24 protein-coding genes are annotated in these 24,189 nt (G+C 36.2%); 7 read left to right on the forward strand and 17 right to left on the reverse strand.

Annotated features, from left to right (window positions below):
* Positions 1–9: 9 nt before the first annotated feature.
* Positions 10–969 carry an aromatic acid exporter family protein gene (locus tag IGJ41_RS08350; RefSeq protein ID WP_002360063.1) on the reverse strand — a complete coding sequence of 320 codons (960 nt, stop codon included), beginning with the start codon at positions 967–969 and terminating at the stop codon, positions 10–12.
* Between the two features lie 102 nt (positions 970–1,071).
* Between IGJ41_RS08350 and IGJ41_RS08355 the strand changes: the two genes are divergently transcribed.
* A complete protein-coding gene (locus tag IGJ41_RS08355; RefSeq protein WP_002365791.1) occupies positions 1,072–1,683 on the forward strand; it encodes an FUSC family protein in 612 nt (203 codons plus the stop codon).
* Between the two features lie 40 nt (positions 1,684–1,723).
* Here the strand turns inward: IGJ41_RS08355 and IGJ41_RS08360 are convergent, their stop codons facing one another.
* Both IGJ41_RS08360 and yidD read right to left on the reverse strand, forming a co-directional pair.
* The gene (locus tag IGJ41_RS08360; RefSeq protein WP_002365792.1) at positions 1,724–2,605 is read right to left on the reverse strand and encodes an ROK family protein; all 882 of its coding nucleotides are present in this window, start codon (positions 2,603–2,605) and stop codon (positions 1,724–1,726) included.
* Positions 2,606–2,607: 2 nt separating this feature from the next.
* A complete protein-coding gene (gene yidD / locus IGJ41_RS08365; protein WP_002357157.1) occupies positions 2,608–2,910 on the reverse strand; it encodes a membrane protein insertion efficiency factor YidD in 303 nt (100 codons plus the stop codon).
* Positions 2,911–3,087: 177 nt separating this feature from the next.
* Here yidD and IGJ41_RS08370 point away from each other — a divergent pair, with 177 nt between their 5' ends.
* Complete coding sequence (locus IGJ41_RS08370; RefSeq protein WP_010827527.1) at positions 3,088–3,240, forward strand: SPJ_0845 family protein; 153 nt, start codon at positions 3,088–3,090, stop codon at positions 3,238–3,240.
* A gap of 16 nt (positions 3,241–3,256) precedes the next feature.
* Here the strand turns inward: IGJ41_RS08370 and yihA are convergent, their stop codons facing one another.
* Together yihA and clpX are read right to left on the reverse strand one after the other, a co-directional pair.
* Positions 3,257–3,838: a ribosome biogenesis GTP-binding protein YihA/YsxC gene (gene yihA, locus IGJ41_RS08375; RefSeq protein WP_002357155.1), complete on the reverse strand. Its 582-nt coding sequence runs from the start codon at positions 3,836–3,838 to the stop codon at positions 3,257–3,259.
* Positions 3,839–3,935: 97 nt separating this feature from the next.
* Positions 3,936–5,189, reverse strand: a complete 1,254-nt coding sequence (gene clpX / locus IGJ41_RS08380; protein ID WP_002357154.1) for an ATP-dependent Clp protease ATP-binding subunit ClpX — start codon at positions 5,187–5,189, stop codon at positions 3,936–3,938.
* Between the two features lie 191 nt (positions 5,190–5,380).
* Between clpX and IGJ41_RS08385 the strand changes: the two genes are divergently transcribed.
* Positions 5,381–6,409, forward strand: a complete 1,029-nt coding sequence (locus tag IGJ41_RS08385) for a lactonase family protein (protein ID WP_002366856.1) — start codon at positions 5,381–5,383, stop codon at positions 6,407–6,409.
* Positions 6,410–6,487: 78 nt separating this feature from the next.
* On the opposite strand, the gene IGJ41_RS08390 is transcribed toward IGJ41_RS08385, so the two are convergent.
* The 3 genes from IGJ41_RS08390 to rihC are packed head-to-tail and all read right to left on the reverse strand — an operon-like array spanning position 6,488 to position 9,331.
* The gene (locus tag IGJ41_RS08390) at positions 6,488–6,976 is read right to left on the reverse strand and encodes a GNAT family N-acetyltransferase (protein WP_078127037.1); all 489 of its coding nucleotides are present in this window, start codon (positions 6,974–6,976) and stop codon (positions 6,488–6,490) included.
* Positions 6,977–6,987: 11 nt separating this feature from the next.
* Positions 6,988–8,361, reverse strand: a complete 1,374-nt coding sequence (dcuC, locus tag IGJ41_RS08395) for a C4-dicarboxylate transporter DcuC (protein ID WP_078127038.1) — start codon at positions 8,359–8,361, stop codon at positions 6,988–6,990.
* Between the two features lie 16 nt (positions 8,362–8,377).
* A complete protein-coding gene (gene rihC, locus IGJ41_RS08400) occupies positions 8,378–9,331 on the reverse strand; it encodes a ribonucleoside hydrolase RihC (RefSeq protein ID WP_002399043.1) in 954 nt (317 codons plus the stop codon).
* Between the two features lie 146 nt (positions 9,332–9,477).
* Here rihC and IGJ41_RS08405 point away from each other — a divergent pair, with 146 nt between their 5' ends.
* Positions 9,478–11,391, forward strand: a complete 1,914-nt coding sequence (locus IGJ41_RS08405) for a PfkB family carbohydrate kinase (protein ID WP_194928134.1) — start codon at positions 9,478–9,480, stop codon at positions 11,389–11,391.
* 118 nt (positions 11,392–11,509) lie between these two features.
* On the forward strand, positions 11,510–13,018 hold the full coding sequence (locus IGJ41_RS08410; protein WP_173963787.1) for a helix-turn-helix domain-containing protein: 1,509 nt from the start codon (positions 11,510–11,512) through the stop codon (positions 13,016–13,018).
* Between the two features lie 314 nt (positions 13,019–13,332).
* On the opposite strand, the gene IGJ41_RS08415 is transcribed toward IGJ41_RS08410, so the two are convergent.
* The 7 genes from IGJ41_RS08415 to IGJ41_RS08445 all read right to left on the reverse strand — a co-directional run bounded on the left by IGJ41_RS08415 (position 13,333) and on the right by IGJ41_RS08445 (position 22,152).
* Positions 13,333–14,178, reverse strand: a complete 846-nt coding sequence (locus IGJ41_RS08415) for a hypothetical protein (protein WP_078127040.1) — start codon at positions 14,176–14,178, stop codon at positions 13,333–13,335.
* Complete coding sequence (locus IGJ41_RS08420; protein ID WP_438714628.1) at positions 14,171–14,719, reverse strand: 5-bromo-4-chloroindolyl phosphate hydrolysis family protein; 549 nt, start codon at positions 14,717–14,719, stop codon at positions 14,171–14,173. The genes IGJ41_RS08415 and IGJ41_RS08420 overlap by 8 nt, the downstream gene beginning before the upstream one ends.
* 283 nt (positions 14,720–15,002) lie before the next feature.
* Positions 15,003–15,722, reverse strand: coding sequence for an MIP/aquaporin family protein (locus IGJ41_RS08425; protein ID WP_162783024.1), 720 nt, complete (start codon positions 15,720–15,722; stop codon positions 15,003–15,005).
* A 7-nt stretch (positions 15,723–15,729) separates the two neighbouring features.
* On the reverse strand, positions 15,730–17,559 hold the full coding sequence (gene glpO / locus IGJ41_RS08430) for a type 1 glycerol-3-phosphate oxidase (protein WP_173963788.1): 1,830 nt from the start codon (positions 17,557–17,559) through the stop codon (positions 15,730–15,732).
* A gap of 20 nt (positions 17,560–17,579) precedes the next feature.
* Positions 17,580–19,085 carry a glycerol kinase GlpK gene (gene glpK, locus IGJ41_RS08435; protein ID WP_078127043.1) on the reverse strand — a complete coding sequence of 502 codons (1,506 nt, stop codon included), beginning with the start codon at positions 19,083–19,085 and terminating at the stop codon, positions 17,580–17,582.
* 276 nt (positions 19,086–19,361) lie between these two features.
* Complete coding sequence (locus IGJ41_RS08440) at positions 19,362–20,828, reverse strand: helix-turn-helix domain-containing protein (protein ID WP_173963789.1); 1,467 nt, start codon at positions 20,826–20,828, stop codon at positions 19,362–19,364.
* On the reverse strand, positions 20,818–22,152 hold the full coding sequence (locus IGJ41_RS08445; protein WP_078127045.1) for an FAD-dependent oxidoreductase: 1,335 nt from the start codon (positions 22,150–22,152) through the stop codon (positions 20,818–20,820). The genes IGJ41_RS08440 and IGJ41_RS08445 overlap by 11 nt, the downstream gene beginning before the upstream one ends.
* Before the next feature lie 179 nt (positions 22,153–22,331).
* Here IGJ41_RS08445 and IGJ41_RS08450 point away from each other — a divergent pair, with 179 nt between their 5' ends.
* On the forward strand, positions 22,332–22,688 hold the full coding sequence (locus IGJ41_RS08450; protein ID WP_002365807.1) for a hypothetical protein: 357 nt from the start codon (positions 22,332–22,334) through the stop codon (positions 22,686–22,688).
* 33 nt (positions 22,689–22,721) lie between these two features.
* Positions 22,722–22,883: a hypothetical protein gene (locus IGJ41_RS08455; protein WP_002357133.1), complete on the forward strand. Its 162-nt coding sequence runs from the start codon at positions 22,722–22,724 to the stop codon at positions 22,881–22,883.
* A 242-nt stretch (positions 22,884–23,125) separates the two neighbouring features.
* On the opposite strand, the gene IGJ41_RS08460 is transcribed toward IGJ41_RS08455, so the two are convergent.
* Both IGJ41_RS08460 and IGJ41_RS08465 read right to left on the reverse strand, forming a co-directional pair.
* Entirely contained in the window at positions 23,126–23,566 is a 441-nt protein-coding gene (locus IGJ41_RS08460) for a hypothetical protein (protein ID WP_002385841.1), read from the reverse strand.
* Between the two features lie 69 nt (positions 23,567–23,635).
* A complete protein-coding gene (locus IGJ41_RS08465; protein WP_010827534.1) occupies positions 23,636–24,172 on the reverse strand; it encodes a GNAT family N-acetyltransferase in 537 nt (178 codons plus the stop codon).
* Between the last annotated feature and the right edge of the window lie 17 nt (positions 24,173–24,189).

Genomic DNA, 24,189 nt, shown 5'->3' on the forward strand with positions numbered 1-24,189 from the left:
CTTTTTTGTTTATTTATCTAGTTGTAATTTGGCAAAGTCCGCTTTGACTTGAATGAATGACTGAAACAATTGTAAAAACTGAAAGAGTCGCGCCCGATTTTCAAATTCACTTCTTGTTTGCGGTAATGGTTTTGTGCGATAGGTTTCATAAACGGTCTTAATTCGATTCATAATTTCTTGTCCATCATTATTCTCTGCAAATGTTTCTGCCGTATATTCCAACAATTGTTGAATATAGCGAACTTGTTGCGCATCAACAGTAATATCTTCTAATAATTCCAACATGTTTTTTAGAATATTACTTTGCATTTTTCTCATCGCAAAGTACTCTAAATAGTACGTATTGGTAGACAGCAATTGATTCTCGGCATGATTTTTGGCCCACGTCTCGCCTGTGCGAATAAAGGTTTTTAAATCTGCACAATGCATGACCAAATTTCGCTCTCCTGCAGCGTTGTTTAAATGTAGCGCCATTTCCCTTAAAATTTTACGAAACATTGTTTCAATGACTTCTTGGTCTTCTCTTAAACGTTTTTCTGTATCAGGCATATAAGAATTAGCTAATAACGCTAGTCCCACACCAATACTCATTAATAAAAACTCATTTCCAATAATCGCCCAAGAAAGATTTTTTTCGACTAAATAATGAGTTACCAAAACGGAACTCACAACAATCCCATCAGATAATTGAAAATACACAGCTGCTGGAATAAATAATAACAAAAAAATACCAAAAGCAATCGCTGTAAAACCTAAAAAAGTAAAACAAATATACGCTAAAATAGTTGCTAAAGCTAAGGATAACAAACGATAAATCCCTGTCATGACAGATGTTTTTTTCGTGCTAGTAACACTTAAAACCGAAATAATCCCTGCCGAAGGGGCATAAAGTAATCCCAGTTTTTCCGCAATAATCATTGCTAATGCAGCGCTAATGGCTGTCTTGACTGTTCGTAAACCAATTTTCATGCATACTCCCCTTAAAAAATAATAATTCTTCACTTTTCTCTAGTAATTTTACCTCTATTTCGGTTATCATTAAAGAGAAAAGTTATTTAGGAGCGAATATTTATGATAGTGGGTCGATTTCGTTTAGGCATGCGAACGTTAAAAACAGCAATTGCTGTCATGCTGTGTATTCTTTTATTTCAATTTTTCCATCGTGGCTCACCTATGATTGCCTGTTTAGCAGCTGTTTTTTCATTAAGACAAGATTTAAATACCAGTTTGTCTTTTGGAAAATCGCGCATTATTGGAAACACATTGGGTGGCTTTTTAGCTTTGCTTTATGTATTAGCACAAGATTATTTTCCTAATCAACACTTAGTAGAATTACTGCTACTACCACTTTTAGTCATTATCGTCATCGTTGTTTCTGATGGGATTAATAACAATGCTGGAATCATTTCTGCAACTGCGACACTTTTAATGATTTCTTTAAGTATTCCGCAAAGCGATTCCTTTCAATACGCAATGGAACGTGTGTTGGATACATTCATTGGGACCTTTATAGCGATTGGTTTAAACGTCTTTTTACAACCTAAGCCAGCAGAAGAAGCCCATGAAATTTCTGAAGATTTAGCTGAATTAGAAAAGAAAGAAAAAGAACTAGAAGCTTTACGCCAACAAGTTCAAGCGCGGATTGCTGCAGAAGAAAACACTGATGACAAGGCAAATAAATAAAGAAACAGCCGATTGAAGAGAATAACAATCGGCTGTTTCTTTATAGTTCCCAATTCGTTTTTGCTTGAAAGTTGGCGGCTGCGCCAATCAAGTTGGCATCATTTTGATAATGGCAGGTCACGATTTCTGGAACAAAATCTTTTAATTCAAAGGTTTGTAAATGCGTTAGCATCCGGCGATTAATCTCTGCTAATAAGCCTTCTTTAGCAGAAACACCACCTCCGAGTACAATCATTTCAGGATCATAAGAAAACTGTAAGCCGAATAATCCTTGTGTTAAATAATCATAAAAATTATTGACTTCTTCGCGAGCAACCTCATCCCCTCGTTGTGCCAGTTCAAAAACTTCTTCTCCTGTCACCGCCTGTTTTTCGACTCCAATTCGTTCACAATAGCGCTGAGCCATTTTGACAGCTGTGCCAATTTCACTGAATGTTTGGCCATTACTTAAAAAGTTCAGTCCAAACTCGCCTCCATATAAATGAGCGCCTTTGTACAATTCACCATTGCGAAAAATCGCTCCGCCAATTCCTGTCCCAATAACGACAAAAAGCACTTCTTTTTTTCCTTTCGCCGCGCCTTCATATATCTCAGCTAAACCAGCACAATTCGCATCATTTTCGATAGTCACTGGTAAGCCAAACAACGCTTCTAATTCTTCATAAATGTTAAAATGATGAATATATGGAATGGCGGAAATCCCTAAAATCTGTTGACTTTTTTCGTCAACTACTCCAGGTGAACTAAAAGCAACACCACTAATCGACTCATTTCTTTTGTCTGCATAAACCGAATATAAATGCGCTTTCATTTCTTCCCAAGAGCCAGGTGTTGGAAAGCTCCCTTGATTTGTTAATTCTTTGCCTGTCCAAACGCCGTATTTCACGGAAGAACCGCCAAGATCAAATGCTAAAATTGCCATATTTATCCATCCTTTTCTACTTCTGTTTTCTTATTTCTTCGATACGTATAAGGTCCATGATAGGTCTCATCAGGATTTTTCGTCAAGCGAAATTTCAACGGAACATAGTCAATGCCGCCTTTAACAAAAGGATGACATCGTAAAATCCGTGCTACTCCCATCGTTGTTCCTTTGACACTTCCATGTGTATGAATTGCATCAATCATATATTGTGAACACGTTGGGTAATAGCGACAACGTGCAGGCAATCCTGGAGAAATAAATCGTTGATAAAAACGAACACCGCCGATTAACGGATTTTTCATAAAGTGCCTTCTTTCTAACTAATTCTTACTAAAGAATAGCTTGTTTTTTCATGTTTGGCAAGTCCTAGTTACGAGAAATTACACTAGGCCCAACTATGACGAATTCTTACATTTCTGTTGCTATCCAAATGAAAAAAAACGTGCTACACTATAAAAAAAGGAATGGAGGCTTAGTAAATGGGATTAAAATTTGAACGTTCCAATGACTTAGATAAACTCTTCGATTCTTTCGCCGTTGATCCATTAAAGAAAGAAGTACCTCTTGAAGAACTGGCAAAACAACGACAAGAAACAAAAAAAGAAGAAGCAAAAAAACAAGCAAAAGAGTAATTTTGCTTGTTTTTTTCTATAGAAACTTTTCAATTGCTGTCCAAGCTGCTTCTTTTCCTTCTTTTGTTTCAGAAGAGAAAATAATAAAGTCATCTTGTTTATCAAAATTCAAGGCTTTTTTGATGACACTCTCATGTTTGTTCCATTTGCCCCGCGGAATTTTGTCTGCCTTAGTTGCCACAATAATAACTGGCAAATCATAGTATTTCAAAAATTCATACATTTGGATATCATCTTGGGTCGGCGGATGACGTAAATCAATTAAAGAAACGACTGCACGTAATTGCTCACGTTGCGTGATATACGTTTCAATCATTTTTCCCCACTTCGCACGTTCTGTTTTAGAAACTTTGGCATAACCATAGCCAGGAACATCCACAAAGTGTAAGGCGTCCTCAATTAAATAAAAGTTTAGCGTTTGCGTTTTACCAGGTTTGCCTGAAGTTCTTGCTAAATTTTTACGATTAATCAAGGTATTAATAAAAGATGATTTCCCAACGTTCGAACGTCCAGCTAAAGCAATCTCCGGTAATTGAGATTCAGGATATTGTTTAGGGGATACCGCACTAATCACGATTTCTGCATTATGTACGTTCATTGTTTTCCTCCGTTCTTCTATTCAGTCTTTCATTCAAAAGCTTAACAAAAACAGCTCTTTCGGAGATCCGCCGAAAGAGCTGTTTTCAGCTTCAATCTTATACAGCTTCTTTATCTTTTTTGTTATAAATAATTGTTGGTTTACCGGTACCTTCAGCTGCCATTTTAGTAATGATAACTTTTTCAATACTTTCATCTGAAGGAACATCAAACATTACGTCCATCATAATTTCTTCAATGATTGAACGAAGTCCGCGTGCGCCAGTATTACGTTCAATGGCTTTGGCTGCGATGGCTTTTAATGCTTCTGGTTCAAATTCTAATTTAGTGTCATCAAGAGATAATAATTTTTGATATTGTTTCACCAAGGCATTCTTCGGTTCTGTTAAAATTCGAACCAAATCATCATTCGTTAATTTATCAAGCGCAGCCATTACAGGTAAGCGTCCAATAAATTCTGGAATTAAACCAAATTTCAATAAATCTTCTGGAATAATATGTTGCATGATGCTTTCTTCTTCATTTAAAGCAGAATTGGTTTTACCAAAACCAATAGTTTTTTCGCCTAAGCGATTTTTAACAATGGTTTCAATTCCATCAAATGCTCCACCAACGATGAAGAGAACATTCGTTGTGTCAATTTGGATAAATTCTTGATGTGGATGTTTGCGGCCCCCTTGTGGTGGTACACTTGCAACTGTTCCTTCAAGAATTTTTAGTAAGGCTTGTTGAACACCCTCACCTGAAACATCTCGAGTAATCGAAACATTTTCACTCTTACGGGCAATTTTATCAATCTCATCAATATAGATAATGCCCTTTTCCGCACGTTCAACATTATAGTCAGCAGATTGTAGTAATTTTAAAAGGATGTTTTCAACATCTTCCCCTACATAACCTGCTTCTGTTAAACTGGTCGCATCAGCGATTGCAAAAGGTACATTTAATGTTTTTGCTAACGTTTGAGCCAAGAAAGTTTTACCTGAACCTGTTGGTCCAATTAAACAAATGTTACTTTTTTGCAATTCAACGTCATCTTGAGTTGCAGCTGTTTCTGATTGATTCACACGTTTATAGTGATTGTAAACAGCAACAGAAAGTGTGCGTTTTGCACGTTCTTGTCCAATAACATATTCATTTAAAACATTTAAAATTTCTTGGGGTTTTGGCACATCCGTTAATTCTCGGACTGCTTCATCATAAAATTCTTCATCAATAATCTCTTTACATAGATCAATACATTCATTACAAATATAGACACCCGGACCAGCAACAATTTTTTTTACTTCTTCTTGTGTTTTCCCACAAAATGAACAACGAACGGTCCCGTTATTATCCGTATTGTCGTACATGTTCGTCACCCCTCTAAAAATCAAAAAATGACTGTCATCACAGTCTCTCATCATAATAGCACAAACCACTTTAAAATGCGAACATCTCAGATAGAAAGTTTTATTGTTCTTAGACTTCTTATGGTATACTACATTATATAAAAGCACTTTCATAAAAAGTGATTGTGTTGAAACAAATTGGAGGAATTGTGATGTTAGAACAAATTTTACTAGGTACCTATACTCGAAGAGCCAGCCAAGGCATTTATAAAATTGCATTAGATACGACACAAGGTCGTTTAACAGAAGCGACACTTTTGTTAGAAGAAACGAGTCCTACCTATCTTGCTCTGAGTCAAAAGGGCGAACTTTTTAGCGTCACTAGTGTTGACGGTGAAGGTGGCACTGCCGCTTATCAACCAGAAATGGACCATTTTAACTTATTGAATAAAGTAACTGAGGAAGGTGCGCCGCCATGTTATGTAGCTGTTGACGAAAACCGACAACTTGTCTATGCAGCAAATTATCACCAAGGTATCGTTCACGTGTATCGTATCTTAGAAGATGGTTCTTTGGAAGATGCTGACAAAGTGATTCATACAGAGCCAACTGGTCCTCATGAAAATCAAAACAATGCCCATGTTCATTACACAGATTTGACGCCTGATCAACGCTTAGTCGTCTGTGATCTAGGAACCGATCGCGTGTATACGTATAATGTTAGCTTAGATGGAAAGCTTTCTGAAATCGCTCAATTCGTGACTGAGCCAGGGACTGGTCCACGTCATTTAGTGTTCCACCCAACAAAATCATTGGCTTATTTATTTGGTGAGTTAGATAGCACTGTTTCAGTTCTTTCATATGATGAAACAGATGGTTCTTTTACTGAATTACAAAAAGTTTCTACTTTGCCTGCTGATTATGATGCGTTTAATGGTGGTGCTGCAATTCGTATTTCTTCTGATGGCCGTTTCCTTTATGCTTCAAACCGTGGCCATAACTCAATTGCTGTCTATGCTGTTTCAGAAAATGGCGAAGCGATTGAACGAATTCAATTAATTTCAACAGAAGGCGATATTCCGAGAGATTTTGATTTAGATCCGTCTGAAGATTTCGTTGTTGTCGCTAATCAAGACTCTGATAACTTAACACTTTATCGTCGGAACCAAGAAACAGGCTTATTAGAAATGATTCAAAAAGATGTTGCTGTTCCCGAATGTGTTTGTGTTTTATTTGTATAATTAAGTTGACTATTTCCTTGGAAAATAACAGGAGTCAGATGCTAAATAATTTTTGCATCTGACTCCTGTTTTCTTATTTTAAACGATGGATTGGTTCTCCAATTCTTTAACGTATAAATAAAAAGAGCCAAAATCTAAGCGATTCATTTGTAAAGATTCATGAATTTTTGTGAACCCTTTACTTTCGAAAAATCGAATCATTCTATGGTTTGTATGATTAGTTTGAGCATACATTTTACGTCTTCCTTCCCAGACTGCCCGTTTCTCCAATTCATGGAACAATAAACTGCCATAACCCTTAGCAATATAATTAGGCGAAGTTGCAAAGCGCTTTAACCAAACAAAGTCTTGTTCCTGCTCCATACAGAACGTTGCCATTGAAAAAATCATTTCTTCGTGCACTAGCAAATACAACCGTTTTTTTGTAATGTCTTCTTGGATATCTTCTTGAAAAGGGTAGTCCTTTGTCCACTGCGTAATGCCCACAACGTCCATGTATGCCTTTACTTCTGTTAAAAATTGAAGAATCATCGGTAACTCTTTCTCATCAGCCACTCTAATTTTCATTGTTTATTCTCTTAATAAGGTAACAATAGAATCGACAAGACAATCACACTAATAATGCCAATGATGGTCGGTACACTCGTCCGTTTTAAAATTCTGATGGGACTAACTCCTACTGTTGATGCGACAATCATGACAACTGCTGCTACAGGAGAAATCGTTCTAGTTAAATTCGCGATCATCTGCATTGGCAAGGAAATTAAGATGCCATCAATCCCAGCTTTTTCGGCAATTCCAGGGATTAGTTCGATAACCGCATAAAACATTGCCAGTCCACCACCGCTTAAAATTCCAAAAAGGGTCGTTGCACCGCTGAAAATTAAGGTCGTGACAATTCCTGCTGAACTTGATGCTTCGACAGATGCCATAATACTATCAATAATTCCTAACGTTTGAATCGCAGACGTGAATAATGAACCGCCTACGACAAGCATCACAACTTGACTAAACCCTTGCCCCATTCCTTTAAACATCTCGACAGCTGTATCTTGAACTTTTTTAAAAGATTTCAAGCGAAGCGTCTCAACCAATACCGCAATGAAGAAAGAAATAAATGTAAGAACAAAAATATCCATCGTTATTCCTTTGACAAACATTCCTGCGATTCCCACTCCAACAATTAATAATAACGGTAATATTGGCAATATTGCATAAAATTTAGGAACATCAAATTCTTTTTGTTTGCTTAAGCCTTCTTCATTTAATGAGACATAGGCAGCCTCGCCTTCTTTTTTATCGCAGTATTTTTGCCAGAAGTACTGTGCAACCGCAATGATTAATAACGATGGCAGCGAAATTTTGGCATTCCATACAACATAATTTAACACATCATAACCAAGGGTATTTGCGGCGATTACGTTATCCGCGCCTAAAGGTGTTGGCATGATAGTTGCCGTCATTGCAATCACACCTGCAGCAGTTAATGATGAAATCCCCATGCTGGCTAGCATCGGATATAATATAGACATTAAAATAATCGCTAAGCTTGATGCACTAGGAACTACTAGTGACATTAAATTTCCAATTAAAAAGACCACAGGGACAAATAACGATTTACGTTTAATCTTCATTAATGGTTTCACCAAAAAGTTGACAGCCATCTGATTGGCCCCGATTGCATTCATATAGCCTGAATAACCAAAAAGAATCATAATTACAATTCCTGCTGAACTCACTTGTGCAATAATTGTATCTTTAAACTTCAAGAAAATATCAAATAATCCAAAACCGGTTCCTTCTCCTGCAGGATAAATGGGATGTCCTAATATCCATGCACATGCAAGTAGAACAAGCGCACCAATAATTAAGCTGAGTGCGGGATGATAATTTTTTACAATCAAATAGGCTACCACAACTAAAACGACCAATACCAATAAACTTTCAATCATACTTATCCTCCTTCAGTTAATTAACCGCTTTCATTTTTTCGACAACCCATTTTTGAAAAGCTTCAACATTTACATCTATACAGGCAACGGCATTCGTGTTTTTATGATACTTCATTTTTAAATCCGCAACAGTAGCTCCCGCAGCTGGACCTTCCAAAGCAACTTCAATGAACGTTTCAGTTGTCTCAAATAATTCTGGTGAAGTTAAATAGGCAATCGCACAGACATCATGCATTTTCAAACCTGTAGTTAGACTGCCGCCTCTATAATGACGGAAAAGACCATAAAACATTTCCCCAACTCTACCAAGCGCTCTGATGGCTGTTACTTCATGATTCGTTAACACAGCTTGACTTGTAACATCTAATCCTACCATTGTTAGCGGGACACCTGATTGGAAAACAATTTGTGCAGCGTGTGGATCGACATACGTATTAAATTCGGCACTTGTATTTGTATTTCCCCTTGCTAATGAACCACCCATCATGACGATTTCTGCAATATTTTCTTTGACTTCTGGATAGAGGGTCAGTAACAAAGCAATATTCGTTAATGCAGCAATTGGAACAATGGTCAAAGGAACATCACTAGACAGAATTTCTTTTCGCATAGCTTCCACTGCATGAATATCTAAACACGTAGAGATAGGTTGCGGAAACTCAAAGCCATCCATGCCAGTCTCCCCATGAATCTCAGCAGAATCTTCCAATTGAATAAGTAACGGACAATTACACCCCTTGGCTACAGGAACATTTTTCCCAAAAAAATCGACAAGTTTCAAGGCATTATTTGTTGTTTTTTCTACATCTACATTCCCTGCAACCGTCGTTATTAAGCGAACTTCTAGGTTAGGATGATTCAGTGCAATCGCTAAAGCTACAGCATCATCAATTCCTGGGTCCGTATCAATAATGATCGGTCTTTTCTTTGTATCCATTTTTCTTCCTCCATTCACATTTAGGAAAAACATTTCCGGAAACGTTTTCTTAATTTGAGGTTAACAGCGCTTTCATTAAAAGTCAAGCAGAATTTCTAAATAATAAATAATTAGGCTTTTTCTTGACTTTCTGCTTTTAGAATGCTTACTATAAAAAAGAGTTCAGTGAAAGGACGAAAATGATGAATATTAAAGATATTGCAAAATTAGCTGGCGTTTCCGCTTCAACTGTATCCAAAATTATAAATAATAAAGATCAAACCATTAGTAAAGAAACCCGTGAGCGTGTCTTAAAAATCGTTCGAGATTACAACTACACACCTTACTCAGCAAATCTCGTCACAAATAGTACTACAAAAACCTTCGTGTTATTATTAAATAGCCATGAAACTTTTGAGGCTTGGGTTACGAGCTTTATTGATAAAGCTCAAGAAAATGGCTATAACTGCTTGATTTTAAATAGTCACGGTAGTTTAGAACAAGAACTGAAAAATATTACCTCGCCAACTTTAAAACAAGCCAGTGGCATTATTTGGGACCCAATCAATGAAAACAGTAAACAATACGCGAAATTTATAGAAGAATTAACGATTCCTTACTATTTCGTCAATCACTCAACTAACGAATTACCTTCTCTAGCGGGGCTTTATGAAGAAGCTAGTTATGTTTTAACCCAAGAATTATTACAGAATAACCATAAAAAAATTAGTTATTTCGTCACTAACCCAAAATATAAAGAAGCAATTATTGCAGGCTATAAAAAAGCCTTGTTTGATGTCAATTTACCCTTTAGTAAAGAAAATATTTTAACTACTATCCCTGCTGATTTCAGTAATCAGCTTATCACAGATGGGATTACGGGTATCCTTACTGATGACTATACCCAGGCTGTTTTTTTGGAACAGCTTTTAAAGCAGAGCGGTTTGCGAACCCCCGATAATTACTCTTTACTCGCAATTAAGCGAAAAATTGATCGTTCATTTTTACCTGATCATATTTCTTCCGTCTTATTAGATACAGAGACGTTTGGCAGCCAGTTAGCCTTATTATTGCTTAACAAACGCAAAGAAAAAACAGCCTTGATTAATGAGGCTGAAAAATTGGTGCTAGATCACAAAAATACATTAGGCATGTCTAGTGTTAATCCAGATAGCAAAATGATTGTAGTAGGTAGTTTAAACGTTGATAATTATCTGTATTCAACAAATTTACCACATAACGGCAAAACAAATTTTTTGTCTAGCTATGCTAAATTCCCCGGCGGAAAAGGATTAAATCAAGCTGTTGGCTTAACCAAACTGGGGCATCAGGCCACCTTAATTGGTTGTTTAGGCTCAGACACAGATGCGAATTACTTATATAAAGAATTAGAAAAATACCACGTTACGACAGATGGTATCACACGTATTCAAGATACTGAGACTGGTCAAGCTTATATTTATGTTGAGACAAGCGGCGACTCCATGATTTCAATCTTACCTGGTGCAAACACAGCGCTTACACCTAAAAAAATCGCACAGCAAAAACACCTATTTATGGATGCCAGTTTTTGTCTCATTCAAACAGAAATTCCTTTGTCTGCTGTAGAGAAAGCTTGTGAAATCGCCCAACATTCAGGGGTACCGATTATTTTAAAACCAGCTGCTATTCATCATATTCCAGTGAATATACTAGAAAAGGTTGATTTTTTCATTCCCAATGAAGATGAATTATTGGAACTTCAACCAGATACTGGTACATTAGAAGAGAAAGCGGCGTACTTCTTAGAAATGGGCGTAAAAAATGTCATTGTTACTTTAGGAAAAAAAGGCGTGTTATTAAAAACATCCCAAGTGTGCCACTATTTCCCTGCAACAGAAAATATAGCTGTGGATAGTACTGGTGCCAGTGACAGCTTTATCAGCGCGCTCGCCTCCTATCTTTCGAAAGGTTATCCGACTGAAGCAGCCATTCAAATAGCAATTCAGGCTGCAGGATTTTCAGTTTCTAAAGAAGGGGTGATTGATTCTTTAGTTGATCACGTCACTTTGGAAAATTATTTGATAAAAAAAGAACCCGCTCTTTTTGCTCATCGTAACACCTGTGTCGACTGACACAGGTGTTTTCCTGCTGAATATCTTGTTATTTTCTCATAAACCAATGAGAATTGTTCTTTTTTATTACAATTTATTAGGCGAACTATTATAATAAAAGAGAAGTTATTACTAAGGAGTGAGTCTCATCAAAACACAAGATGCCATAAAAACATTTTTACTTTCAAAGAAAACACAAAAAAAATTGGCTGTCTTTTTATACTTAGCAAAACAAACGAACCTTGATTTATCTAGTGTTGCCCGAAAATTCGATCTTTCTACTAAAAATTTATCAATTTATCTTCGTGAAATTCAAGAAGACTTAGCAACCCTTCCTGAAAACACCTTAGAGATTCAGATCCATCACGGAAAAATTTCATTACATACGACTTCCAATGATTTTCTTTTCCACTATTTTTTATTATTTAATTATTACTGTGTCCATTCTACTGACTTCATTCTTTTTCAAGCAATTATCAAAAAAGAAAACAATTCTGTCTGGAAAGTGAGTCAAGAAACTAATTTTAGCTCATCTTACATTTACAAACGGTTAAATAACATTAATAAACTATTTGGTTTGTATGGAATTTCCGTCCATTTTTCCCCCTCCGCGAGTAAAGTGATTACAGGTTCTGAATTTCAAGTCCTATATGCTTTTCTTGATGTCTACTGGACCATCTTTTTAAATACCTTAGCCTTACCACGTTATACCTCTACTTATTTTGAAGATATACTGACGCAACATATTAAACCAGAAATTCTTGAACGCTTGGAACACGCTTCTCTACTAAAATTAAATTTACTTTTACACATCGCAAAATATCGCTTTCCATATACTTGTGAAGATGATCTCCAAAAAGAATTTGAAGAACATCCTTATTTAAGGCTTTTCTCAGACTCAAAACAAACTATTTTTTGTTCCCAATCAAATTTTTCAGAAGATCAACAGCGGGTTGTAGATATCATTGCACCCATTGCCATTGATAATTTTGATTCAGCAAAACGAGCCAAAGATTTACTGACTGCTCTAAATGAAATTTCTTGCCCAGAATATTTCTACGTTGATTCTTTATTAACCAATTTTTGCGAAGTTTTTCAAATTCCAAAAATGCGTGAATTTGATCGTCATTACTTCTTACTTATTTTATTTAAAAATATTATCTATAACCAATTATTTATTTCACAGCAACCAAATACCGCGATTCTAGATTTTTTAGTCAATAAAAATAGTACTTATCAAAAAGATTTACAGAAAAAAATTTATGCTTTTTATCAAAACTTTTCAGCGCATTCCCCTTATCAGTTAAGATTTAAGGATCAGGAGAACCCAATTTGGACATGTGAATTGTTGTTACGAATTTATAAGCACTATAGTCCCCGCAAAAAAATTAAAATTGGTGTTGCATATTCTCGCGATTTTTACATTGCTAGCTTTATTATGATGAAAATCAAGCAAGCATTTAGTGAGGATATTATTTTTGAACGAACCGATTTTTCTAGTTGTGATATTGTGATTACTGACTATCCCTTATTTGATTTACCAAAAGAAATAGACCGAATTTACATTTTAGAAGAAGAATTAACCCGAGAAGATTGGGAACTAATTTTCAGTAAAATAAGTATCGCCATTTTTGATTTGCAATATTAAAACAAACATCAAGCGCCAACCTGTCTCACCAGCCATAATGAAAACAAGCAACCTACAAACCACTTCTGCCAGTTTTAGTCTGACAGAAAATAGTTTGTAGGTCGCTTGTATATTGCTGTTCTTTTCTACGTTACCTTCAAAGAAAATCTAGTAAGTGGGTACACGTCGTACTTCAGTCCTTAAAGTGCTACGCTTCCACCGCTGATCAGTTTTTAAGCCTGAGACGAAGATCCAAAGTGTTTTTTGTCTCAGGCTCTTACATTTTTTCAACAAAGGTATTGCTAGGCGCTACTTGAAGCTGAAAACTATTTTCTCTATCGAGATTCCTCATCAGTAGACTCAAATTTAAAACTTTTTTCTATAAAAGCGACTTCTTTTGCGTATGTTTTTACAAAAGAAGAATAGTCTTTGGGATCTTTGACCTTTTCCAATTGGTCAACAGAGACTTCTAATTCAAATCCTGTTCCATCTTTAAAGAGATAATATTTTGAGATGTCTGTATATCCTTGATTCCGTTTTAAAATATAGCCGGTTTGTACATCAGCAATTTTATCAATTGGGTATGCTTTGATAAACTCTTTACTTGTATCCAAATAATCAGAAAGACTGTTGACAAGATTGCCAGAAAGGTACATACCTGCCGATGTATAATAGTCTCTTTTTTCATAAAAACTGATATTGCCTAGATATTTTGTATCTGGATACTCCTCTGTAGAAGGTAAAATTAAAAAGTTCTTTCCGCCACTGGTTTCAATATCGGCATCGCCGATAATTTCTATTTGATAGCCTTGATTAAATAAAAGTTTATTTTCTTCTATTGTGACTTTTAGTGGTTTTTCTAAATCAACAGGTCCAGTTGTGGTAAGTCCAGCTTCTTTTAAAGGATAAACATCTTCTGATGAAGCGGAGTAATCCCAATAATCATCTTTCTCCGCAAGATCAATATATACTATAAAGCCAATTGCTACAGCAATGCCTATCCAAATAATTTTTTTGTTCTTTTTTTGTTTTTTCTTTTTTTTCGTCTGTGGTTTTACCACTTTTTTATTTGGGTTAGCAAGTTGCTTTACTGTGTCTGTTCTTGTGACAGGAAAAAACGACCATTTTGGCTTTTGAAAAAGCGCATCATATGTATCATAAAAATTCTTTTGTTTAGCCATTTTTTCTCTCCACTAATTTTTTTGATAAGGCAATTTCTTTTTTTGATAAGGCAATTTCCTCAGATGCTTCGGAGACTAATCTTTCATAATCATCTGTGATACTTTCCGACAACACTCGTATGGTACTTAAGATACCATTGGTTGCAAGTGTTATTTCTTCTGTTGACAATTTATCTTCTTTAATGCTTAAAAACCGTTCTGATGCTCGTAAAATCTCTGGTACCTTATGATATAAAAAATCACTAAAATGAGTAATTGCTTCAGGATACTTCACTAAGTGTTTAAAGATGCCCTTAGCGGAAGCAACACCCAGTTCTACTTGTTCAATTTTTTTTAAATTTCGTGACTTATTCGTTAGTTCGTTTAAATAAATAATTTGTTTTTTTAATTCGTCCATAATTCTTTGGTACATCTCTAGGTCACTGTCCGTTAGATGGTGCGTCGTTTGATATTTTTTTAGATTTTTTTTATAACGGAAATACGTACGACCATTTCTATAAATAACCCAACCAATGTACCCAGTCCCCACTAACAAAACCATTATCCCATTCAAATCATGTACTCCTTTTTAAATTAGTATATATTACTGAACACATTGTCCAGCTTAAAATTGACAAATAAGTATGAAATGTTACTCCCCCAATTACTTGTGCACTTTTATTGTATCATATAGGAAAATTGTTCTGTTCCGCATTTAGACAAATTGTCTAAATGTCTAAGGAAATCTTTTTTTGTTTAATATGTAGCAAAAAACACTTGCAAGAATTGATTACTTCTCACAAGCGTTTTTTATTGTCTAAAACAACTATTTACATTTCATTTTATTAAATAGTGAATAAATAAATTACTGCAGCTAATGAAGCACCTAAGATAGGTCCCACAATTGGCACCCAAGAATAAGCCCAATCAGAATCACCTTTTGTTTTCACAGGAATAATTTGGTGCGCTAAACGAGGTCCTAAATCACGTGCAGGGTTAATTGCATAACCTGTAGGTCCGCCTAATGATAGACCTAGTCCTAAGACCAAAATCCCAACAAGCATTGGGTTAATGCCAGCCGCTAAGTCGTTTTGAGAAAAGGCTAGTAAGCCAAAAACCAAGACAAATGTGCCGATAATTTCTGTTAAAACATTGGCTGGATAGTTACGGACAGCTGGACCAGTGGCGAAGGTTCCTAAAATAGCACCTTTGTCTTCTGTAATGTTCCAATGGGGTAAATAAGCTAACCAGACAACTAAACCACCAATAAAACCGCCTAGGACTTGAGCTACGATATAAGGTAAAACCATGCCCCATTCAAAGTTTCCAGTAATTGCCATCGCAACTGTTACAGCAGGATTTAAATGCGCTGGACTCATATACCCAGACATGTAAACAGCTAATGTAACAGCAGCGCCCCAACCTAAAGCAATAACGACCCAACCAGAAGCAAAGGCTTTACTTTTCTTCAAGTTAACTGCGGCACAGACGCCATCCCCTAGTAAAACTAAAATCACCGTTCCGAAAAATTCACCGAATAATTGTGTCATCATCGAAGTTCCCATTTTTTCTTCACCCTACTTTCAAATTTTTTAAATCTGATTCTTCAATTACTTTTTCTAATGTTTCAATGTGTCGTGCTCTTTCTTCCGCTGTCCACTGATAATGCTGTGCCATTTCTTCAATGACTCCCGCTTTCACTTGGTCCAAACGATCACGCATAAATAATAAGTGGTTGGTCCGTCGCAATAAAAAGTCGACGGGTGTTAAAGCCATTTCTTCTTCCATCGCATAGTTTAAAGAGACAGTTTCTGTTAAGGTTAAACCAGGAATTACTTTGGCATCATCAATCATTTCAAAAACAGTTGGTACGTTGGAGCCATATAAATGAGCTAAGTATAGTGCATCCTTTTCACTTAACCCTTTAGACACGCCATGTTTTGCCAACGCTTCTAATTCTTCGTCTACCGTTGCAGGGTTCAATTTCCCGCCTGAAACTGGATAGTTTTTAGAATCAATTAAGGTGAATTCTTTCTGGTATTCTTCTGCTAAGATGGTTTGAATCATTTTCATCGCACCTTCTGCCATTTTACGATAATCTGTTAATTTCCCACCAGCCAAAGTGAGCAAGCCATCCGCTGATCTTTCCAATGAGCTGCCTCGAGAGACAGCTGAAGGATTGACTTTATTTTCCACCAAACTGTCTTCTAGATGGTTTAGGACTTCTTCAATTTCTCGTTTATCTGTTTGATTTTTTTGGTATCTGTCAACGACATCAATGACTTCATCAATACTTTTATCTGAAAGTTTGCCATTGTTTCCGCCGTTATAATCTGAGCCACCGTTAGCAGAAATTAAAGGTCGTAAGCCAGCCCAGCTGGCTTCGATATCATCAATTGTTAATTGCACCTCTGGATAACGATTATTTACTACTTCCAATAGGTAATCCACATCACTTTGTTCTACTGTTGGATGTTGAAAGTCTCCATGGTAATCTGTATCCGTCGTCCCAAAATATGTTTTTTCTTCTCTTGGAACAACAAAGACCATGCGGCCATCTTGTTTACCTGTATCAAAATACGTTGGTTGAGGAACATTTAAACGGCTTTTGTCGACAACTAAATGAACCCCTTTGGTTGGACGCATTTGTGGTGTAAATGAATCATTTTTGTTTAAGCCTCTTAATTTATCTGACCAAGGACCAGTAGTATTAATCACAACATCTGCGTGAATCTCAAACTTTTCGTCAGTTAGTAGGTCCTTTGCTTGAATGCCAGTAATTTTACCTTCATCATTGTATAAAAAGCCCACCGCTTGAACCCGACTCACAGCATGTGCCCCGTCAGCTACTGCTTGTTTAATATTTTCAATAACTAAACGAGCATCATTATTTCGGTAATCTAAATAAACACCGCCACCTTGTAAACCTTCACTTTTTAGTTGTGGCTCACGTGCCAAAACCTCTTCTTTTGTTAACAAATAGTTGGCGTACTTGGTACCTGTTACATCAGCTAACTGATCATATAAATCCATTGCTATTTTGACAGAAAATAGATTAAATGTTGCATTTGGCTCATCATAAATTGGCAATAACATGGGATCCGCTTTAGGGATGTGTGGCGCAATGGATTGAACGACGGCTCGTTCTTTCACTGTATCTGCTACCACCTCCACGTCAAACGTTTTCAAATAGCGGATACCACCATGAACTAATTTGGTTGATCGTGAAGAGGTGCCCTCTGCGAAATCCTGCATTTCAATTAACCCTGTCTTCATTTTAGCGGCACTGGCTTGCAGAGCAACGCCTGCGCCAGTAATGCCACCACCAATAATTAAGACATCTAAGTGTTGTGTTTTTAAAGCGTCGATTGATTGTCGGCGTGTTTCTATTGAGAAAGTCATAGAAAATTCCCCTTTTCCATTTACTTATTTTTACGTTTAAATTGTTGGGTAGCTGCTACTGCTTGTTGCCAACCTTCATATAAATCGTCTCGTTCTTCTTCCGCCATAATTGGTTCAAATTGTTGTCCTTCTTCTTGGAATGCTTTGATTTCTTCTAAGTCTTTCCAGAAGCCAACCGCTAAGCCCGCCAAGAAAGCTGCGCCCAAGGCCGTTGTTTCTAAGTTATGGGCTCTTTGAACAGCAGTGTTTAAAATATCTGCTTGGAATTGCATCAAGAAATCATTGTTTGCTGCTCCACCGTCTACTTTTAAGACGGGAATATCTATGCCTGTATCTTCTTTCATCGTGTCAATAATGTCACGAACTTGATACGCAACTGCTTGAAGTGTCGCTTTGACAAAATCTTCTCTCGTGGTACCACGTGTCAATCCAAAGACAGCCCCACGCGCTTGTGAATCCCAATATGGTGCGCCCAAACCAGTGAATGCCGGAACCACATAAACTTCATTGTGCCCTGTTGACGCTTTGGCTACTGCTTCAGATTCAGCAGCCGTTTGCAACATTTTTAAGCCATCTCGTAACCATTGAATCGCTGAACCAGCCACGAAGATACTTCCTTCCAAGGCATAATATACTTTGCCGTTAATACCATAGCCAATAGTGGTAAGCAGATTATTTTTAGAAAGTTGAGGTTCTTCGCCAGTGTTCATGACAATAAATGAGCCTGTTCCATAGGTATTTTTAACCATCCCAGGTTCAAAGGCCATTTGACCAAATAAGGCGGCTTGTTGGTCACCAGCCATCCCAGCGATAGGAACTTCACTTCCGTAAAAATGGTAATTTTTTGTTAGTCCATACACTTCAGAGTTCGAAACGACTTTCGGTAACATCACTCGTGGGATATTTAAAAGATCCAAAATTTCTTGATCCCAATCTAAATCATGGATATTAAACAACATCGTCCGACTTGCATTTGAATAATCAGTGACATGAGTATCTCCCGTTAATTTCCAAACGAGCCAAGTGTCAATTGTCCCAAACATCAATTCTCCATTTTCTGCACGTTCTTGCGCACCTTCTACGTGATCTAAGATCCAACGAACCTTCGTTGCTGAGAAATAAGCATCAATGATTAACCCAGTTTTTTCATGAATCATTTCGCTGTAGCCATCTTCTTTTAGTTGATCAGCAATAGGTGTCGTTTGGCGTGATTGCCAAACAATTGCGTTATAAATGGGTAACCCAGTTGCTTTGTCCCAAACAACGGTTGTTTCCCGTTGGTTTGTAATCCCAATTCCGGCAATATCTGTAGGTTTCACTCCTGACTCAATTAAAGAACCTGCAATAACGGATTGAACAGAATTCCAAATTTCATTGGCATTATGTTCCACCCAGCCTGCATTAGGAAAATATTGAGTAAATTCCTTTTGTGAACTACCAATTTTGTTTCCTTTTTTATCAAAAATAATTGCACGAGAACTAGTCGTTCCTTGATCAATCGCCATAATGTATTTTTCTTCTGCCATGATAATTCCTCCTAAACGTTTTTGAAATCGTTTTCTTTATGTCCCTATCTTACAAATAAAAGAATAACTAAACATGTCAAAAACTTTTTTTATTTTAAAAAAATTGAAAGGATTTCTACTAAAACCAACAAAGACAACGCTTTCAATAATACTTTTATTATCTCTAATTTTTCAATAAAAAGAAACATTTTTGTTTAAAAAAGCCTAATTTTCGACTTTTAATTGTAAAAAGGCTGGTGCGAGGATCAGATAATTTCTGTCACACCAACCTTTTGTTTATTTCTCCCGCAAGGTACGTATTTTCTTTTTTAATTGTTGCACATCATAGGTCGAACTTAATTCTGACAAAACATAGACTTCCGGTGTTCCTTGATAGCTCGTTTGCTGATAATTGGTCACAATTAAATCATATGTTTGTTCAGGCTGATACCTCTCCACCAGCGTGCCATTCATATTTTTAAGACTAAGCATTAATACTTGTGTTAACGCCGCTTGATAAAGAGCATCCATTGCTAAATGAATTCCAATTTTTATTTCACCAATCATTTTAAATTCAATTAATGCCAACACGCTTAAATATTTGACCAGAGAAAGTTCATGCAAACTATCTCCTGGTTGATACGTTTCATCAAAACAAGCTAAAGCTTTTTCTAATAACGTTGTTGAAAAAGAAGCTAATTCCCGACTAGATAATTGCTGTTCTTTTTCCCAGATATGGGCCCGATCAAAAACTTCCAATTCTCCTTTAAAAAAATACAGTTTTCCATGAATTTGTGAAAAATAGTAAGCCATGGTTTTCTCAAGAGTAGGTTCAAATTTATGGGGCCGATAATACAAGACCACATTTTCCAAGATAAACGTATCAGCTAAAGAAACAGCGGAACGACGTCCCCGAATTAAGGAATATTCATCAAAAGCTGATTCTGGTAAGACCGACATTGTGATTAGAAAAACAAAATGAATCATGCTTTCTCCTTCGTCTAATTCTAATGAATAGCGACTAGAAAAACGGAAAAACAATTGTCGAACTTGCTTAAATAACGGATCTTCTTTAAAATCAATCATTTTCTTTCTCAATTGTTGATATTTTTTTGAAGTGACCGCTAGGCGCTTTTTCGTAATACTCAACCAAAGGCTAACTTTTAACGCATTATGTTCATTAAAAGTAAAACCTAAGCCAGTCTCAATCCCTTCAATTATCCGTTTATTTAACGGCGACATCGTTTTTTTCTGGTGTATTTCATAGGGAGTAATATACCAATACAACTGAAAGTAAAAGTAACGAATCTGCAATTCTTCTCCCTGTAGTTGTCCATTTTTTATTTGCAAATCAAAGGCGGCTAACAATTGATTGAGTTCCTTAATCTTTCGAAATAAAGAAGACTCACTAATCATAAATTTAGTCGTTAATTGAACAATAGAAAACTCTTTATTACGATATAAATAATCTAAAAGTTGAAATTTAAGAGACTCTTTTACAAATGCTTCAATTAAATGATTCAACGAAAAAAAATCCGATAAGGTGATTGATAGCTGCTGGCCATCATAAGTAAGCTGACAGTCATGTCCAAAAGGTTCCAAAAAATAATGTAAATCCTCTAAGTCTTTTTCAAAGGAGGCTTTTGTGACCGCTAAAAATGCTGTTAAATCAGAGACTGAGCAGGTACCGCCTGCTAAGATGGTTTGTTGCACCGTTAATAATTGTCGCATCGCTTTCTTTTCCAATAACGTCTCAACTTTCATCGTTCTCTCTCCAATAAGCCGAAGCACCCATCAAATTTGTAATATCATAAATATTGGTTAAGGAAGGTTGATAAAAATAATCTTTTTGTAATAGGTCTGTCAGTGTCTGACCTGTTTGGATACTTAATGCTAACGTATTTATTTTTTCTAAACAATTGTTTTTTGAACAAAGCTGTGCCCCAAGGACCCGTTGCGTCACTTTATCATAGATTAATTTGCCTAAAATTTCTGTCCCGTGTTGTAGAGGCGGCGCTGGCTGTCTAACAATTACGGAAGCAAGTGTTTGCGGAAAAAATAAACCTTCCGTTTCGGTTAGACCTGTACTAGCAAGGTAATAGTCCCCCACTTTTGTTCCCATTGTTCGCAAAGAGCCAATGAATCGGTGTGTTTTTTCTTCTAAATTGTTGGCGACTACTAAGCCAGTTCGTACCGCATTGTTCACTAACGGAGCATAAAAAGTTTCCGCGACTGGTTCATTCATAACTGAAATGCAATCTCCGATGGCAAAAACATTCGGCACTGAAGTTTGTAAATAAGAATCCACCGCGATTGTCTGATCCAGATTCCGTTGAATTTTTTTATCCAAATAGGCTAATTGAGGATGTAAGTTTAAAGCAAAAATCCCACTGTCACAAGAAATTTCCTGCTCGCTTGTTTCAAGAACAATACCATTTGCTGTTTCTTCAATTCCTAGGACCGTTTCTTCAAAATGGAAAATTACTGCTTGTTTTTCCAAAGATTTTTGAACTTCTGCAACCATTTCTTTATCAAAATATTTAGGCAATAGATTTTCTAAACTTTCAAAGACATGGACCGTTTTCTTCATTTTCATAAGAAAATCAATAGCTTCCATTCCAATGGGTCCTGCACCAATAACGGCTACTGTGTGGCTTTCTTCCAGTAATGGAACAGCCGCTAAAGCACCTGATAAAAATTTATATTTGAGTAGTTTTTCTGTTTGACTACCACGAATTTGCGTGGAAAACTGGCTCGCACCTGTCGCTAAAATCAATTTATCATAAGAATACCACTGTTGCTCTTCCTTTTGTGCCCAAGCAATCAATTGGTTCTCAACATCCATTGCCACGACTTCTCTATTTAAAAGCAACTGAATCTTTTGACGACGTAATTCCTCTTCCGTTATGTAACGTGCTTCGTGTAATTCATTGATGGTATGATTAAAATACGCACTTAAGCCACCAGATAAATACCCCACTGTTGCTTGCTTGTCAATTAAAGAAATTTCTGCTTGGGGATATTTTTTCCTTGAAGCAATTGCTGCGGAAATACCTGCGAATGATGCACCAATAATCACAATTTTCATTTGTTTCCTCCTCTGTCAGGACCTATTATACTTCTCTCAGTTTATCATGATTAAAAAGAATGCTAAAGCAACAACTATAGTTTTCCCTTAAAATAATTATTTTTGCTGAGCGCATTGCTTTTCAAGCACTTTCATTTTCATTTATAATAAATGTTACTACTGTTTGAGGAGGAGTTTTCATGTCTGCAACAAAAGAGCAATTGGAACTATTTTTATTTTATTTATCTGAAACCCATACAAAAAGTTTATCTTTACATGACTTAGTTACAAGTCGACCACGCCCAGAAGAAGCGCGTATTTTATTAAATATTAACGAGGTTTTCACTTACTACCATAGCGCTCGTGTTCTCTACACAAGTGTTCCTGCTCTTGAAAACAACAAGTCTGAGCCTTTTTTCCAAGCCTTCGAAAATTTTTATTTTGAATTAAAACAACATTTTTTCAATGAAGAAGATGAAACCCATCAATTGAATGAACGTCTAGAGGAAATGAAAATTGCCTTTGAACAATTGACGGATGACTACAATGTTCTATAATAGAAGAGAACAATTCGTTGAGAAGGGGTCCTTATGAAGCAAGAAGAAGTGATTGAACGTTTAAAAGAAGAACTAAATTTGCCATTTTTTAATGGTACGCTAGAAGAAAAGAACTATTCTGAAGCAGATTATCAACAAATCAAGAAAGAGTTAATTCAATACTTTGATGATTATGTGCGAAATGTTGAAAATTAACAAGCTAAAACAACCTTTGATTTTAATAAAATCAAAGGTTGTTTTATTATTAAATAAAAAAAATAACAAAAAAAACCACCGGCAGTTTTGCCGATGGAAAAGGAGTATTTACTCAATAAGAGTAAAATGAAAAATAAAAAGGTTGTTGTTGGTATGAATTAATAATACAATACACTTTCTCTTTTGTCCATAAAAAAGACATGAAAAAAATATTAAATTCGTTAGTTATTTTTATTAGTTTTTTATTTTTTCAAAAGAATGTTGCTCATCCGCGTAATGGCAAAGGTTAATTCATCCGTTGCTTGATCCTGCTTTTCCTCTGAAGCATTAAATAAATCTGCATCAATACCTGTTTCTGGATCTGTTGCTAAAATCATTTCATTGCATCCTGCTACATATTCTGTATAAGCATGTTGAAATTTTTTGTGAATGCCAAGTACTTGTGGCGTCGGTTTTAATGTTCCGACTTTTTTGAGCATTAATTCATATTTTTCAGTACCTTCTTTAAATTTTGCTTGAATTTCTGCAATTCGTTCGGCTGTTAAATCATTCACTTTATTCTTATCGATCGCTTGACGAACTTCTTCGTAATATGGATTCATGACTTCGCCAATGTCTTCTGTTGTTTTAACGATATCATTAATTGTTTGAACGTAAAATCCTAAATTTGGTCTCATAACCATCCCTCTTTTCCCTTTTCTCTTTCACTCCATTTTACACTTTTTCTATTCCATCTGACAAGTGGCACTTTTTCAGTCTTCATTCTTTTGATTTTTAACAGAGAAAACATAGTGAGGCATCGTTTTGCCACGGTATGTTTTAATGTATCGATCCCTAACAAGCATCTGGTTTCGAATAGCGACATTCATAGAGGCTAAGTTCGTATCACGAATCGTTGAAATAACTTCTGGAAAATTTAATACATCGAATGCGTATTGCTTTGTCGCTGCGGCAGCTTCAATCGCATACCCTTTGTGCCATTCTTTCACACATAAATGATAACCAATTTCTGGATAGCTCTTACCTTTTACTAATTGATTGGTGAGACCACACTCGCCGATGACTTCGCCTGTTCGTGTCTTCTCTAACGCCCATAAGCCATAGCCGTATTCTTGATAGGACTGTAAGTTCCACTTTAGCCAGTTTGCAACCTCTTCATCAGAAAAAGCGTGTTCATAGGCATACATCACATTTTCATCTTGCAAAAATTTTTTCAATTCCGCTTCATCTTCCGACTGCCATTCTCTGACAATAAGTCGTTGTGTTTCGAAAATAATTTTCCGTTTCAAGCCCTTTCACTCCTTAC

Source organism: Enterococcus sp. DIV1537a (assembly GCF_051712085.1).
Classification (GTDB): Bacteria; Bacillota; Bacilli; order Lactobacillales; family Enterococcaceae; genus Enterococcus; species Enterococcus faecalis.